The 14,471-nt window shown below is 71.3% G+C and carries 12 protein-coding genes; 6 read left to right on the top strand and 6 right to left on the bottom strand.

Features of this window, described 5'->3' with window-relative positions:
• Window positions 1–97 precede the first annotated feature (97 nt).
• On the top strand, window positions 98–1,867 hold the full coding sequence (locus OG520_RS05635; protein ID WP_406012394.1) for a BCCT family transporter: 1,770 nt from the start codon (window positions 98–100) through the stop codon (window positions 1,865–1,867).
• Between the two features lie 74 nt (window positions 1,868–1,941).
• Entirely contained in the window at window positions 1,942–3,579 is a 1,638-nt protein-coding gene (locus OG520_RS05630) for an ABC-F family ATP-binding cassette domain-containing protein (protein ID WP_399329675.1), read from the top strand.
• A 375-nt stretch (window positions 3,580–3,954) separates the two neighbouring features.
• On the opposite strand, the gene OG520_RS05625 is transcribed toward OG520_RS05630, so the two are convergent.
• Together OG520_RS05625 and OG520_RS05620 are read right to left on the bottom strand one after the other, a co-directional pair.
• On the bottom strand, window positions 3,955–6,381 hold the full coding sequence (locus tag OG520_RS05625; RefSeq protein WP_406012393.1) for a Tex family protein: 2,427 nt from the start codon (window positions 6,379–6,381) through the stop codon (window positions 3,955–3,957).
• A gap of 133 nt (window positions 6,382–6,514) precedes the next feature.
• Window positions 6,515–7,378: an SCO6745 family protein gene (locus OG520_RS05620; protein ID WP_399329673.1), complete on the bottom strand. Its 864-nt coding sequence runs from the start codon at window positions 7,376–7,378 to the stop codon at window positions 6,515–6,517.
• A gap of 134 nt (window positions 7,379–7,512) precedes the next feature.
• Here OG520_RS05620 and OG520_RS05615 point away from each other — a divergent pair, with 134 nt between their 5' ends.
• Together OG520_RS05615 and OG520_RS05610 are read left to right on the top strand one after the other, a co-directional pair.
• The gene (locus OG520_RS05615) at window positions 7,513–8,487 is read left to right on the top strand and encodes a GlxA family transcriptional regulator (RefSeq protein WP_406012392.1); all 975 of its coding nucleotides are present in this window, start codon (window positions 7,513–7,515) and stop codon (window positions 8,485–8,487) included.
• A 25-nt stretch (window positions 8,488–8,512) separates the two neighbouring features.
• Complete coding sequence (locus OG520_RS05610) at window positions 8,513–9,148, top strand: DJ-1/PfpI family protein (RefSeq protein WP_266429730.1); 636 nt, start codon at window positions 8,513–8,515, stop codon at window positions 9,146–9,148.
• Window positions 9,149–9,159: 11 nt separating this feature from the next.
• Here the strand turns inward: OG520_RS05610 and OG520_RS05605 are convergent, their stop codons facing one another.
• The gene (locus OG520_RS05605; protein WP_406012391.1) at window positions 9,160–9,912 is read right to left on the bottom strand and encodes an enoyl-CoA hydratase/isomerase family protein; all 753 of its coding nucleotides are present in this window, start codon (window positions 9,910–9,912) and stop codon (window positions 9,160–9,162) included.
• Window positions 9,913–9,992: 80 nt separating this feature from the next.
• Between OG520_RS05605 and OG520_RS05600 the strand changes: the two genes are divergently transcribed.
• Both OG520_RS05600 and OG520_RS05595 read left to right on the top strand, forming a co-directional pair.
• A complete protein-coding gene (locus tag OG520_RS05600; RefSeq protein WP_399329670.1) occupies window positions 9,993–10,616 on the top strand; it encodes an HdeD family acid-resistance protein in 624 nt (207 codons plus the stop codon).
• Between the two features lie 135 nt (window positions 10,617–10,751).
• Window positions 10,752–11,207 (top strand): ATP-binding protein, encoded by a 456-nt coding sequence (locus tag OG520_RS05595; protein WP_399329669.1) that lies wholly within the window; start codon window positions 10,752–10,754, stop codon window positions 11,205–11,207.
• A 27-nt stretch (window positions 11,208–11,234) separates the two neighbouring features.
• On the opposite strand, the gene idi is transcribed toward OG520_RS05595, so the two are convergent.
• From idi to OG520_RS05580, 3 genes are all read right to left on the bottom strand, one after another.
• Window positions 11,235–11,828 (bottom strand): isopentenyl-diphosphate Delta-isomerase, encoded by a 594-nt coding sequence (idi, locus tag OG520_RS05590; RefSeq protein ID WP_399329668.1) that lies wholly within the window; start codon window positions 11,826–11,828, stop codon window positions 11,235–11,237.
• 147 nt (window positions 11,829–11,975) lie between these two features.
• Window positions 11,976–13,244, bottom strand: a complete 1,269-nt coding sequence (locus tag OG520_RS05585; RefSeq protein ID WP_406012390.1) for a GNAT family N-acetyltransferase — start codon at window positions 13,242–13,244, stop codon at window positions 11,976–11,978.
• 209 nt (window positions 13,245–13,453) lie between these two features.
• Window positions 13,454–14,395 carry a cation diffusion facilitator family transporter gene (locus OG520_RS05580; RefSeq protein WP_399329666.1) on the bottom strand — a complete coding sequence of 314 codons (942 nt, stop codon included), beginning with the start codon at window positions 14,393–14,395 and terminating at the stop codon, window positions 13,454–13,456.
• Between the last annotated feature and the right edge of the window lie 76 nt (window positions 14,396–14,471).

The raw sequence follows: 14,471 nt of genomic DNA, 5'->3' as shown, positions 1-14,471 counted from the left end.
GGCGAGCCGGTACCGCTTGTTGGTCCCATGGTGTGAGCGCTGCGTGTGGTACTGCCTACGGAGAGCGAAATAGCTGCTTCCGTGAAAGGTGCCATTCGTGTCGCAGGACGAACAGAGAGCGGGCGGCCGGGGGGAACTGCCGGTGACGGCGGATCTCCCCGGCGACCCGGCCCGGAACCGGCACCCCACGACGGACCGGGTGGTGTTCGGCGTCACCGCCGTCCTCACCCTCGCCTTCGTGGTCTGGGGAGCCACCGCCACCGACTCGCTGGAGGACATCTCCACCTCCATGCTCAACGGGCTGATCCACAACGGCGGTTGGGCCTTCATGCTCGCCGCGTCCGGCTTCGTTGTCTTCGCCCTCTGGCTCGCCATCAGCCGTTACGGCAAGATCTCCCTCGGCCAGGAGGGGGAGGAGCCCGAATTCCGGACCGTGTCCTGGGTCGCCATGATGTTCAGCGCCGGCATGGGCATCGGCCTGATGTTCTACGGGGTCGGCGAGCCGCTCGCCCACTTCACCAACCCGCCGCCCGGCACCCGCCCCGCGGACGCCGCCGAAGCGATGCAGACGGCGATGGCCACCACCTTGTTCCACTGGACGCTCCACCCCTGGGCGATCTACGCGGTGGTCGGCCTGGCCATCGCGTACAGCACCTTCCGGCGTCGCAGGCGGCAGACGGTCAGCGCCGTCTTCGAGCCGCTCATCGGATCCCGGCACGCCCATGGCGGCCTCGGCCGGCTGATCGACATCCTCGCCATCTTCGCGACCCTCTTCGGCTCCGCCGCGTCACTGGGGCTCGGCGCCCTCCAGATCGGCAGCGGTTTCCACGAGCTGCACTGGAAGGAGAAGACCGGCACCGGACTCCTGGTCCTGATCATCGCCGTGCTGACCGTGGCCTTCGTCGCCTCGGCGATCTCCGGTGTGGAGAAGGGCATCCAGTGGCTCTCCAACACCAACATGGTGCTCGCCCTGGTGCTCGCCGTCTTCGTCTTCGTCGCGGGGCCCACCATCATCGTGCTCGATCTGCTGCCCACGTCGATCGCCGCCTACTTCGGCAATCTGGCCCAGCTCGCCGGACGTACCGAAGCGACCGGGAAGGGCGACGTGGCCGAGTGGCTCGGCAACTGGACCGTCTTCTACTGGGCCTGGTGGATCTCCTGGACGCCCTTCGTCGGCATGTTCATCGCCCGGATCAGCCGCGGCCGCACGATCCGCCAGTTCATCGGCGGAGTCATCCTGGTGCCCAGCTCCGTCAGCCTGGTCTGGTTCGCGATCTTCGGCGGCACGGCGATCAATCTGCAGGAGGCCGGCAAGCTCGGCAACGCCGTCACCCAGGAGGCGCAGCTCTTCGGAGTGCTCCAGCAGTTCCCGATCGCCACGGTGATGAGCCTCTTGGTGATGGTCCTGGTCGGCATCTTCTTCGTCTCGGGCGCCGACGCCGCCTCCATCGTGATGGGCACGCTCTCCCAGAAGGGCATCCTCGAACCGGCCAAGTGGGTCGTCGTCTTCTGGGGCGTGGTCACCGGCGCCGTGGCCGCGATCATGCTGCTCATCGGCAACGGCAAGGGCGACGCGCTCGCCGGACTCCAGAACCTCACGATCCTGGTTGCCGCGCCGTTCACCCTCGTCATGATCGGCATGTGCGTGGCGCTGATGCGGGACCTGCGCCAGGATCCGCTGATCGTACGGCGCGAATTCGGTGTGGAAGCGGTCGAATCCGCGGTCATCGAAGGGCACGCGAAGTACGCCGGGGACTTCGAGATCCGGATCGGTCCGGGCGGCAGCCGGATCACCACCGGACTCCACGAGGGCCACGACCCGGAACCGGGCGCCTCAGGCCCGGCGAACCCTCCGGGCAACGGCTGAGAACGCCCCCGCCCGGCCGGAGTGCGACCGGCCGGGCCGCTCGGCCCCGGGCGCAGATTAGGATCGGCACCCTGATGACTGCCACTCTCGTCGCCAAGGACCTCGCCGCCGGACACGGCGACCGCACGCTCTTCGCCGGACTCGACCTCGTCGTCGCGCCCGGTGACGTGATCGGTCTCGTCGGAGTCAACGGCGCCGGAAAATCGTCCCTGCTCCGGCTCCTCGCCGGACTCGACCGGCCTGAGGAGGGCGAGCTGCGGCTCTCCCCGCCCACCGCAACCGTCGGACACCTCCCGCAGGAGCCGGAACGGCGCGCGGGGGAGACCGTGCGGGAGTTCCTGGCCCGCCGCACCGGCGTCGCCGAGGCCCAGGCCTCGATGGACACTGCGACGCAGGGTCTCGTCGACGGGGCGCCGGGCGCGGACGACGCGTACTCCGAGACACTGGAACGCTGGCTGGCCCTCGGCGGCGCGGACCTGGACGAGCGCGCCGAGGAGGTCGCGGCCGACCTCGGGCTGACCGTCGGCCTCGACCTGCCGATGACCGCGCTCTCAGGCGGTCAGGCCGCCCGCGCGGGGCTGGCCTCCCTCCTCCTGTCCCGCTACGACATCTTCCTGCTGGACGAGCCCACCAACGACCTCGACCTGGACGGCCTGGAGCGGCTGGAGCGCTACGTCTCGGGGCTCCGCGCGGGCACGGTGGTCATCAGCCACGACCGCGAATTCCTGATGCGCACGGTCACCAAGGTCCTCGAACTGGATCTGGCCCAGCAGCAGATCAACCTCTACGGCGGTGGATACGCGGCCTATCTGGAGGAGCGCGAACGCGCCCGCAGCCACGCCCGCGAGGAGTTCGAGGAGTACGCCGACAAGCGCGCCGCCCTCGAAGGGCGCGCCCAGATGCAGCGCTCCTGGATGGACAAGGGCGTCAAGAACGCGCGCCGCAAGGCCACGGACTCCGACAAGCTCGGCCGCAAGTTCCGCAGCGAGTCGAGCGAGAAGCAGGCCGCCAAGGCCCGGCAGACCCAGCGCATGATCGAACGGCTCGACGTCGTCGACGAACCGCGCAAGGAATGGGAACTGCGGATGGAGATCGCCGCCGCACCCCGCTCCGGCTCGGTCGTGGCCACTCTGCGCGAAGCGCAGGCCGTACGCGGCGACTTCGCCTTCGGCCCGGCATCGCTGCAGATCGACTGGGCGGACCGGGTCGCCATCACCGGCGCCAACGGAGCGGGCAAGTCCACCCTCCTTGCTGCGCTCCTCGGCCGCCTCCCGCTGGACTCCGGTCATGCGACGCTCGGCTCGGGCGTGGTGGTCGGCGAGGTCGACCAGGCCCGCAAGCTCTTCCACGGCTCGGAGTCGCTCCTGGAGGCGTTCTGCGCGGCCGTACCCGACACCGAACCGGCCGAAGTGCGTACCCTGCTCGCCAAGTTCGGCCTGCGCGCCGACCATGTGATGCGCCCCGCCACGACGCTCTCCCCGGGGGAACGCACCCGGGCCGCGCTCGCCCTGCTCCAGGGCAGGGGCGTCAACCTCCTCGTGCTCGACGAGCCGACGAACCACCTCGATCTGCCGGCGATCGAGCAGCTGGAATCGGCGCTGGAGTCGTACACGGGAACGCTGCTGCTGGTCACGCACGACCGGCGCATGCTGGAAGCGGTGCGGACGACACGGCGGGTCGAGGTGGCGGCGGGGAGAGTGACGGAGATCTGAGCCCCGCTCCGGTATGCCAAATGGGTCGCGCACGGTCGACCCTGTGCCTTCAGTAGCAGGTCATTTGCGGCCGATCACCCATGGACGGCAGGACGGCCGGATGGCCGGTGTGCCGACGATCGGTTCCGGACGCCTCGGAGCATCACGAGGGGGCCGGTGCCGCGCAGAGGGCGGGGCGCCGCACAAAGGGGCGCCGGCGCGTCGTCGTGGAATGGGGCGCCCATGGCGCGAGGTGGATGCCGGTGCCGCGAAGGGGATGCCGGTTCGCGGTCCGGTCCGGTGTTTCCCCGGGGGACCGGGGCACGGTCACCCGTCCCGCGAGGGGGAGGGCGGGGAGGGGGCCATCGCGAGCACACCCCTCCCCGCCCGGTCCTGCTACCGCTTCTTGCCGCCCTGATTCGGGTCCGTGAGCCCGGCCCGCCGCAGGGCGTCCGCCATCGCGCTGTTCACCGGTGCCGGAGCCTGACGGGCGGAGCCGCCACCGCCGCCACCGCGCCGGTCGCGGTCCTGGCCGCCTTGCCCCTGCCCCTGCCCCTGCCCCTGACGCTGCCGCGGCGGCCGGCCGCCCTGGCCGCCGCGCTCACCCCGCTCGCGCCTCGGAGCGCCGCCCTGGGGCCCCGTACCGGCCGCCGCCTCGTCGTCCAGCCGCAGCGTCAACGAGATCCGCTTCCGCGGGACGTCGACATCCATGACCTTGACCTTCACGATGTCGCCCGGCTTCACGACGTCCCTCGGGTCCTTCACGAACGTCCGCGACATCGCCGACACATGCACCAGGCCGTCCTGGTGCACACCGATGTCCACGAACGCGCCGAACGCCGCGACATTGGTGACGACCCCCTCCAGCACCATTCCGGACGCCAGATCACCGATCTTCTCGACGCCCTCCTTGAAGGTGGCCGTCTTGAACGCCGGCCGCGGGTCGCGCCCCGGCTTCTCCAGCTCCTTCAGGATGTCGGTGACCGTCGGCAGACCGAACTTCTCGTCCACGAAGTCGTCGGCGCGCAGCGACCGCAGCACCCCCGTATTGCCGATCAGCGAGGCGACCTCGCCGCCGGTCCGCTTCACCATCGCCCGCACCACCGGATACGCCTCCGGGTGCACGCTCGACGCGTCCAGCGGATCGTCGCCCCGGATGCGCAGGAAGCCCGCGCACTGCTCGTACGCCTTCGGGCCCAGCCGCGCCACGTCCTTGAGCGCCTTGCGGGACCGGAAGGGGCCATGGGCGTCGCGGTGCGCGACGATGTTCTCGGCGAGCCCCGAGCCGATCCCCGAAACCCGCGAGAGCAGCGGCGTGGAAGCGGTGTTGACGTCGACACCGACACCGTTCACACAGTCCTCGACGACCGCGTCCAGCGAGCGCGACAGCTTCACCTCGGACAGGTCGTGCTGGTACTGGCCGACCCCGATCGACTTCGGGTCGATCTTCACCAGCTCGGCGAGGGGGTCCTGCAGCCGCCGCGCGATGGAGACGGCGCCGCGCAACGACACGTCCATGTCGGGGAGTTCCTGCGAGGCAAAGGCCGACGCCGAGTACACGGACGCGCCCGCCTCGGACACCATCACCTTGGTGAGCTTCAACTCGGGGTGCTTGTCGATGAGTTCACCGGCGAGCTTGTCGGTCTCGCGGGAGGCCGTGCCGTTGCCGATGGCGATCAGGTCGACGTCGTGGGCCTTCGCCAGCCGCTCCAGCGTGGCCAGCGACTGGTCCCACTTGTTCGCCGGGACGTGCGGGTGGATGACATCCGTCGCGACGACCTTGCCGGTCGCGTCGACGACGGCGACCTTCACACCTGTACGGAAACCGGGGTCGAGCCCGAGCGTGGCCCGGGTCCCGGCCGGGGCGGCGAGGAGCAGATCGCGCAGGTTCGACGCGAAGACGCGTACCGCCTCGTCCTCCGCCGCGGTGCGCAGCCGCAGCCGCAGATCGATGCCGAGGTGCACCAGGATCCGGGTCCGCCAGGCCCAGCGCACGGTGTCGCCGAGCCACTTGTCGCCGGGGCGGCCGCGATCGGCCACACCGAACCGCCGGGCGACCATGTTCTCGTACGCCGAGGGGCCGGGCGTCTCGGAGGGCTCCTCCGGCTCCAGGACCAGATCGAGCACGTCCTCCTTCTCGCCCCGCAGCATCGCGAGCACCCGGTGCGAGGGCAGTGCGGTGAACGGCTCGGCGAAGTCGAAGTAGTCGGCGAACTTCGCGCCCGCCTCCTCCTTGCCGTCCCGCACCTTGGCGGCCAGCCGCCCGCGCGACCACATGCGCTCACGCAGCTCACCGATCAGATCGGCGTCCTCGGAGAACCGCTCGGTGAGGACGGCACGGGCCCCCTCCAGCGCCGCCGCACCGTCCGCGACACCCTTGTCGGCGTCGACGAAGGCGGCGGCAGCGGCGAGCGGCTCGACCGACGGGTCGCCGAGCAGGCCGTCGGCGAGCGGTTCGAGCCCGGCCTCCCGGGCGATCTGCGCCTTGGTGCGCCGCTTGGGCTTGAACGGCAGGTAGATGTCCTCAAGGCGCGCCTTGGTGTCGGCCGCCCGGATCTGCGCCTCCAGCGCCTCGTCCAGCTTGCCCTGCTCGCGCACCGAGTCGAGGATCGCCGTCCGACGGTCCTCCAGCTCCCGCAGATACCGCAGCCGCTCCTCCAACGTGCGCAGCTGCGCGTCGTCGAGCATCTCGGTCGCTTCCTTGCGGTAGCGCGCGATGAACGGCACGGTCGACCCGCCGTCGAGCAGCTCGACGGCCGCCTTCACCTGCCGTTCGCGTACGCCGAGCTCCTCGGCGATCCTGCCTTCGATGGACGTCGTCACGGTTCTACCGACTCGCCTTCTCGTACTGGCTCTACTGGCTGTGCATGCCGGGGCAGGGCCCCTTCGCCTGCATTGTGCCGGGTGGCCGGGCGCCGTGTCGCCCGGCCACCCCCGTTGTCGGCCCGACAGGCTCTCAGTCCTTGCCCATCAGATCGGCCGGGAACGCGCCTGCCGACGCCGCAGTGAACAGGAACCCGCGCCCCAGCTCGGTCAGCCGCTCCACGCCCTCCGTGCCCAGGTGCTCGTACGGGGCCGCGTCGAGCCGGTCCGTGGCCTCCTCCAGCTCCGAGCGGAGCGCGACACCCGCCTCCGTCAACTCGCCCTCGGCGTCCAGGAGTCCGCGCCCGCGCAGCCGCTCGCAGGCCTCGTCCCAGTCGTCCCGGTGCCAGCCGCGGGTGGCGAGCACCCAGCGCGAGGACATCCCCTTGCCGGACGCCGTGTGGCTGACCAGTGCCTCCAGCGGGTCGAGTCCGGCGGTCAGGAGCGCGGCGAGGTGGCCGTCGCCGCGGTGTTCGCGCAGCAGCGTGCCGGCGTGCCAGTACGCCAGATGCGGCTGCTCGGGCACCGGGAGATCGGCATGCGCGGCGTAGAGCGGCCGGGCGTGTCGGGTGCACCCCTCGGTCGCGCGCAGCGCCAGTTCGGCCGCCTCGGCCAGCTCCGGGGAGGCGATGATCTCCTCGCCCAGCAGCCGCCGCAGGGTGGTGTCGGCGGCGCGCAGCCGGGCGTCCAGGACCGCCTGAGGCGAGGCGACGGACCACACGGCGGGCAGGTGCCGGGCCACGAGGTCGTGGTTGAAGTTGTAGAACGCGGCGGTGACCGTGCCCGGACCGACGGCACCCATCGCCGCCGAACGCGCGGCGAAGTAGGCGGCGTTCGAGTCGTCGATGCCGAGTTCCCCGAGCTCCTTGCCGAGGTCGGGGGAGAAGTAGACCGTCGAGTGCAGCGGGTTGATGGCGTTGTGGCAGCGGCGTCCGGCGCGAGGCGGCAGAGTACTCATGAGGGCACATTACCGACCGGTCGGTACGCCTGGTAACCCCGGGCGGCGCCGAACTTCACGGTGATCGTGGCATGGCAGAAAAGGTGGGTTCTTCGTCATTGCGGCCATGTTCCGGGCCGACCAGGATGGCAGTCATGACGCAGCGATCCGTACTCGTCGTCCTCTACGACGGCGTCCAGAGCCTCGATGTCACCGGGCCGGTGGAGGTCTTCGCCGGGGCCTCCCGCTTCCCCGGGGCCGGGTACGCACTGCGCACCGCCTCGCTCGACGGCGCCCCGGTCCGTACGAGCAGCGGCCTCGTCCTCGTCCCGGACGGCGGTCTCGCCGACGCCGAACGGCCCCATACCCTCCTCGTCCCCGGCGGCGAGGGCACCCGCACCCCCGACCCGGCACTCGTCGACTGGCTGCGGGTGCACGCCCCGCACGCCGAACGGCTCGTCTCCGTCTGCACGGGCGCGCTGCTGCTCGCCGAGGCCGGACTGCTGGACGGGCACCGGGTGACCACGCACTGGACCGTCTGCGAGCACCTCGCCCGCAGTCATCCGGCCGTCGAGGTCGCCCCGGACCCGATCTTCGTACGCGACGGCAGGCTGGCCACCTCCGCCGGAGTCACCGCCGGTATCGACCTGGCCCTCGCGCTCGTCGAGGAGGACCACGGCAGGGACATCGCGCTCAGCATCGCCCGGCACCTCGTGGTCTTTCTGCGCAGGCCCGGCAACCAGGCCCAGTTCAGCGCCCAGCTCACCGCCCAGACCGCCCGGCGCGAACCACTGCGCGAGGTCCAGCACTGGATCACCGAGAACCCCGGCGAGGACCTCTGCGTCGAGGCGCTCGCCGCTCGGGCCCGCCTCTCGCCCCGTCATTTCGCGCGCGCCTTCCAGTCCGAGACGGGCCTCACGCCGGGCCGCTATGTCGACCGCGTACGCCTCGAACAGGCCCGCAGGCTGCTGGAGGACACCACCGACGGCGTCACCGGCATCTCACGCGCCTGCGGCTACGGCACCCCGGAGGCCATGCGCCGCGCGTTCATCAAGGCCCTGGGCACCGCGCCCACCGAATACCGCCGACGCTTCCGCACCCATCCCGCCACCGACCGACCGACCGCCTGACCGCTCGACCGCGAAAGGGAACCCCATGCAGATCGCCATCGTCCTCTTCGACCGTTTCACCGCACTCGACGCGGTGGGCCCCCACGAGATGCTCGCCCGCACCCCCGGCGCCGAGACCGTGTTCGTGGCCGAGCGGACCGGCCCCGTGCGCAACGACACCGGCACTCTCGCGCTCGTCGCCGAAAGGACCCTCGCCGACGTGCCCGCACCCGACGTGGTGATCGTTCCCGGTGGCCCCGGCCAGCGCGACCAGATGGAGAACGAGGCGCTGCTCGGCTGGCTGCGCACCGCCGATGCCACCAGCACCTGGACCACCTCCGTCTGCACCGGCTCGCTGCTGCTCGCCGCGGCCGGACTGCTGACGGGCCGGCGCGCCACCTCGCACTGGCTCCTGCTGGACGTGCTGAAGGAGCTCGGTGCCGAGCCGACCGGCGAGCGTGTCGTCATCGACGGCAAGTACGTCACCGCGGCGGGCGTCTCGTCCGGCATCGACATGGGTCTCACCCTGGCAGGCCGGATCTCGGGCGACGAACACGCCCTGGCCGTACAGCTGCTGACCGAGTACGACCCGCAGCCGCCGTACGACGCGGGCTCGCCGGAGAAGGCCCCGGCGGCCATGGTCGAGAAGTTCCGCGCCCAGCGCCACTACCTCCTCCAGTAGGGCGCGGCCCGTCAGTCCGTCCAGGTGAAGCGCGGCGCGCGCCGCTCCAGAAAGGCGGCGACACCCTCCGCGGTGTCGCCGCTGCGGCGCGCCTGCTCCGCCCAGTACGCGTCCCGGTCCTCGCGCCCGGCGGCGAACTCCTTCGCCGCCGCCTGGGTCAGCCGCGAGCGGGCCACCAGGGTTCGTACGTACGCCTCGACCCGCTTGTCCAGCTCGCCGGCCGACAGCACCTCGTCGACCAGACCGGTACGCAGCGCCCGCGCGGTGTCGATCAGCTCGCCGGAGAACAGCAGATGCTTCGCCGTGGCCGGTCCGGTCAGCGCCACCAGCCGCCGGGTGGAGGACGCGGCGTACACGACACCGAGCTTGGCCGGCGTGACACCGAAGGACGCGCCCTCCTCGGCGAACCGCAGATCGCAGGCGGCCGCCAACTGGCTGCCACCGCCCACGCAGTAGCCCCGGATCACCGCGAGCGTCGGCCGGGGGAACGCCGCCAACGCCTCCTCGGCCGCCACGGCGAGCGCCTGCGGATCGTTTGCCGGGTCCCGGAGCGAGGCGATGTCCGCACCGGCGCAGAAGGTGTCCCCGGCACCCGTCAGTACCAGCACCCCGACCGCGGGATCGGCCGCCAGCCGCTCCAGCAGACCGGGCAGCGCGCTCCACATCGCGGCCGTCATCGCATTGCGTTTGGCGGGGTTGCTGATGACGACGGTGGCGACGCCGTCCACTACGGCGTGCTCCAGCCCGGGTTCGGTACGGTCCATGCGCCGGATGCTATCCGTACGGTTCGAACCTATGATCAAGAAGGGGTCGCCGACCAGGCACGCACCGTGAGGAGCTTCTCGTGGCCGATCCCGCAACCGAGGGCAGGAGGCTGAGCCGCAGCTTCGGCTGGCTCGCCCTGCTCGGCACCCTTCTCGTCGTGGCCGGCCTCGTCGGTCTCGTCTACACCGGCGTCGCGACGCTGACCTCGATGATCCTGTTCGGCTGGCTGCTGCTGATCGGCGGCATCGTCGGACTGCTGCACGCCATCGATTCCCGCGGCACCGACTACTTCTGGCTGGGCGTCGTGGTGGCCGCGCTGAACATCGCCGCCGGAGTCGTCGTCATCCGCCACCCGCACGGCACCGCGGAGGCGCTGACCATGTTCGCCGCGCTGCTCTTCCTGACCGGCGGGGTGTTCCGCCTCGTCGGCAGCGTCGTGGTGCGCGGCCCGCAGTTCGGCTGGACGCTGCTGCAAGGGGCCTTCGGCCTGCTGCTGGGGCTGCTGGTGCTCTTCGACTGGCCGCACAGCAGCCTCTACGTGCTGGGCCTCTTCTTCTCGCTGGCGCTGCTCTTCGACGGGCTCGGCCTGATCGCGATGGGGGTGGGCGGACGCCGCATCGTCTCCATGGTCTCGGAACAGAGGGTGACCGGAGAGCTGCCCGACTCACCCCCGCGAGATGAGCAGAAGCGGTCCAATGATTGAGTCTTTGGTGTGCTACCCGGTCAAAATGTGTCGATAGGAGTCGACTTCTGTTCAGTGGCACGGCCCGGACCGACTACGCCCCGCACTCTGTACCCGACGTGCAGTCACCATCGAGTGGAGAGCGGGTACCGGACTATGGAGAGCCGCGGGAGTGTCCCCGCCCGGCCCGTGTCGTACGAGGGAGTCTGGCGGTTCACCGCCCCGGCCGTGGACGTCTCCGTACCGCAGGCCCGGCACGCGGTGCGTGATCTGCTGAAACGCCAGGGCGTGCCGCTGGACGACGACATCGCCGAGGGCCTGCTGCTCATCGTCTCCGAGCTGGTCACCAACGCGGTGAAGCACGCCGCGCTGCTCTCGCCGGAGCTCGCCGTCGAGGTGGCCGTCGGCGAGGAATGGATCAGGGTGTCCGTCGAGGACAACCATCCCTACCGTCCGACGGCCCTGGAGACGGACCACGCGCAGACCGGCGGGCGCGGTCTGCTGCTGGTCCGGGAGATCACCCGGGAAGCGGGCGGGGCCTGCGATGTGGAGCACACCGCAGGCGGCGGAAAGATCATCTGGGCGGCACTGCCGCTGAGTCCGCGACCCTGACCGCCCGCACCCGGTGCCGTCCGCCCGTCACCAGCCGGCGGTCGGTCCGGTCAGCTCCCTGATCGCCGGACGCGCGGCGTCCAGCACCGTCATGAACCAGGCCGAGAACGGCGACCGGGCATGCCGCTCGGCGAGCTCTTCGGCCGTCACGAACGCGGTCTCGCCGACCTCCTCCGGGTCCGGGTCCAGCCGGTCCTGCGCCATTCCCACGAAGAGATGGTTGAACTCCTGCTCCACCAGACCGGAAGCCGGGTCGGGGTGGTTGTAGCGGACGGTGCCCGCCTCGGCCAGCAGGGAGGGCGAGACCCCCAGCTCCTCGTACGTACGCCGGGCGGCGGCGGCGAAGGGCGCCTCACCGGGATAGGGGTGGCCGCAGCAGGTGTTCGACCAGACACCGGGGGAGTGGTACTTGCCGAGCGCACGGCGCTGGAGCAGCAGCCTGCCCTGCTCGTCGAAGAGGAAGACCGAGAAGGCGCGGTGCAGCTGACCGGGCGGCTGATGGGCGGCGAGCTTCTCCGCCGTACCGATGGTGGTGCCGTCCTCATCGACCAGTTCGAGCATGATCACTTCTGCTGTGCCGTTCGACGAGCTGTGCGCCGCGGTGGCTGGTGTGGTCGGCATACCCATCCTTCGCTATGGTCCCGGCCCGGTGCGCCGGTCCCGTCGAGTCCGCTCAAGTCTGCCGTACAAAAGCCGCCTGTCCGCACCTCGGGGTCTGGCATGTCCGGTCCCGCCGCACCACGACGCGCGGCGGGACCGGACGGTACGTCAGACGCCGAAGGCGGCCGGGTAGTGGATCGTGCCCTGCGGCACCGGCGCGGAGTCGTCGAGCACCAGGGCCATCATCGCCTCGTCCGGGACGTCGAAGCCCGGCCGGATCCCGTACCGCGACGCCGGCACGAAACCGAACCTCGGGTAGTACTCGGGATGGCCGAGCACCAGGACGAGTGACTCGCCGCGTAGCCTGGCCGCGTCGAGCACCGCCCGCACCACGGCCTGACCCGCACCCCGGCGCTGCTGCTCCGGAGCCGTCGCCACCGGGGCCAGCGCCAGAGCCGGCGCGTCCCCGACCCGGCACCGGGTCAGCAGGGCGTACGCCGCGACGTCCCCGTCCGGGCCGTCCGTGGCGACCTGGCCGAGGCCGGGCAGCCAGGCCGCCGGATCGGCGCGCAGCGCGTCGACGAGAGCGGCCTCGTCCGGCGTCGGGAACGCGGCGGCGTTGACCGCGTGCACGGCCGCCGCGTCGGCCGCCGTCTCCGGCCGGGTCGTCCAGCGGGGGTCGACGGGGCGCAGCACATAGCAGGCGTAGCCGTACTCCGTGCCGTGGTCGCGCCGCATGGCCAGCTCCTCGCGGGTCGCCGCGAGCGCCCACGCCATGCCGGGAGCCGAGGGGCCGGCGGCCCCGACGCGCTCGGCGAGCGGGATGTAGTACTCGTCCCAGTCGCTGTCGGGCTGCAGCCCCACGGCGAGGACGTGGTAGCCGGCTGCCACCGCCGCGGCGGTGTTGCCCGCCACGGGGCGCATCGACGTCTCCTGCTCCCAGAAGGCGCACGCCTCGGCCGTCGGCGCGTCCGTCGTCCAGACGCACTCGCTGACGACGAGGGAGCCGCCCGGGGCGAGCAGCCGCTTCCAGTCACGCAGCGCGGTGTCGAAACCGATGATGTACGCGGACCCCTCGGCCCAGACGAGGTCGAACGACCCGTCAGGAAAATCGGGACCGGACAGTTCGGCCATGTCGGCCCGGACCGTACGGACCCGGTCGCCGAGCCCGCGGGCGTCGGCCGCCTCGCGCAGTTCGTCGAGGAACGGCTGGTGGAGGTCGACGGCGGTCACCTCGGCGCCGGCCTCGGCGGCGAGGAGCAGCGCGGCGCGGCCGGGTCCGCAGCCCAGATCCAGGACGCGCGGACGGCTCGGCAACGGGCCGGTGAGCTCCAGCAGCCGCCGGGTGGTGGCATCGGAGCCGGGGCTCTGCCGGGGCAGGCCGTGGTGCAGGGAGAAGAACGCCTCGGTACGGACGGCGTGATCGTTGTCGGTCAACGTGGGAACCCTTGGGTACGAGGGCTCCGGCCAACGTGTCGACCCGGTGCGAGTCGGGGGGCTAGCCGAGAACCCGGGAGATGAGGAAGGACCGGATGCTGCGCCGGGCAGGCGCCGTCGCGGCGGTCATCAACCTCAGCTCCTCTCTCGCACATGGGGAGGCCGAACGCCTCTGCGAATACCCTACACGGCCCCGCCCAGCGGGGACTTCAGTGGCAGAGCCTGGCCTCGTGCTCGGCATGGCCGCTCGGCTCCAGCTGGAAGGTGCAGTGCTCCACGTCGAAGTGGACACCGAGGCAGCCCTGCAGCTCATGGAGGAGCTTCTCGTGCCCGATCGAGTCGAGCATGTCCTGGCGCACCACCACATGGGCGGAGAGCACCGGCATTCCCGACGTGATCGTCCAGGCGTGCAGATCATGGACGTCCAGCACTCCGGGCAGGGCGGTGATGTGGGCCCGTACCTCACCCATGTCGACCCCCTTGGGCGCCGACTCCAGCAGCACGTTGAGCGTCTCCCTGAGCAGTTTCACGGTGCGGGGGACGATCATCAGGCCGATGACCAGCGAGGCGATCGGGTCGGCGGCCTGCCAGTCGGTGGCCAGGATGATCCCCGCCGAGACCAGCACCGCGAACGAGCCGAGCGTGTCCGCGAGCACCTCCAGATAGGCGCCGCGCACATTGAGACTGTCCTTCTGCCCGCGCATCAGCAACGACAGGGAGATCATGTTGGCGACCATGCCGACCAGGGCGAAGGCGATCGTCAGCCCGCCCCTGGTCTCGGCCGGGGTGATGAAGCGCTCGACGGCCTCGAAGAGCAGGAAGCCGCCCACGCCGAGCAGCAGCAGACAGTTGGCGAGCGCGGCGAGGATCTCGGCGCGGGCGTAGCCGAAGGTACGGTTCAGCCCGGCCGGCCGGTTGGCGAAGTGGATCGCCAGCAGCGCCATGCCCAGGCCGAGGGCGTCGGTCGCCATGTGGGCCGCGTCGGCGATCAGCGCGAGGGAGTCGGCGAGCACCCCGCCGACGATCTCCACGACCATCACGGTGAGTGTGATGCAGAGCGCGATCCGCAGCCGTCCCTTGTACGCGGCGGCTGCCGTGCCGGTGGGCGGCGGCCCGCCGTGCGTGTGTCCGTGGTCGTGCCCTGCCCCCATGGGGAACGCCTCCCGGTGCTCTCGCGGTCCCGGGCGCGGTCGCCCCGGGTACTGCCAGTCAACTACGGGTGGGGGG

The sequence above is a fragment of the Streptomyces sp. NBC_00984 genome, from assembly GCF_045162475.1.
Classification (GTDB): Bacteria; Actinomycetota; Actinomycetes; order Streptomycetales; family Streptomycetaceae; genus Streptomyces.
This window is presented reverse-complemented; position numbering and strand designations above follow the sequence as displayed.

Excerpts from the sequence above, each read along its gene's own strand:
- OG520_RS05605 (WP_406012391.1), bottom strand. The coding sequence starts at position 9,912 with ATGGACCGTACCGAACCCGGGCTGGAGCACGCCGTAGTGGACGGCGTC.
- OG520_RS05630 (WP_399329675.1), top strand. The coding sequence starts at position 1,942 with ATGACTGCCACTCTCGTCGCCAAGGACCTCGCCGCCGGACACGGCGAC.
- OG520_RS05615 (WP_406012392.1), top strand. The coding sequence starts at position 7,513 with ATGACGCAGCGATCCGTACTCGTCGTCCTCTACGACGGCGTCCAGAGC.
- OG520_RS05580 (WP_399329666.1), bottom strand. The coding sequence starts at position 14,395 with ATGGGGGCAGGGCACGACCACGGACACACGCACGGCGGGCCGCCGCCC.
- OG520_RS05620 (WP_399329673.1), bottom strand. The coding sequence starts at position 7,378 with ATGAGTACTCTGCCGCCTCGCGCCGGACGCCGCTGCCACAACGCCATC.
- idi (WP_399329668.1), bottom strand. The coding sequence starts at position 11,828 with ATGCCGACCACACCAGCCACCGCGGCGCACAGCTCGTCGAACGGCACA.
- OG520_RS05610 (WP_266429730.1), top strand. The coding sequence starts at position 8,513 with ATGCAGATCGCCATCGTCCTCTTCGACCGTTTCACCGCACTCGACGCG.
- OG520_RS05595 (WP_399329669.1), top strand. The coding sequence starts at position 10,752 with ATGGAGAGCCGCGGGAGTGTCCCCGCCCGGCCCGTGTCGTACGAGGGA.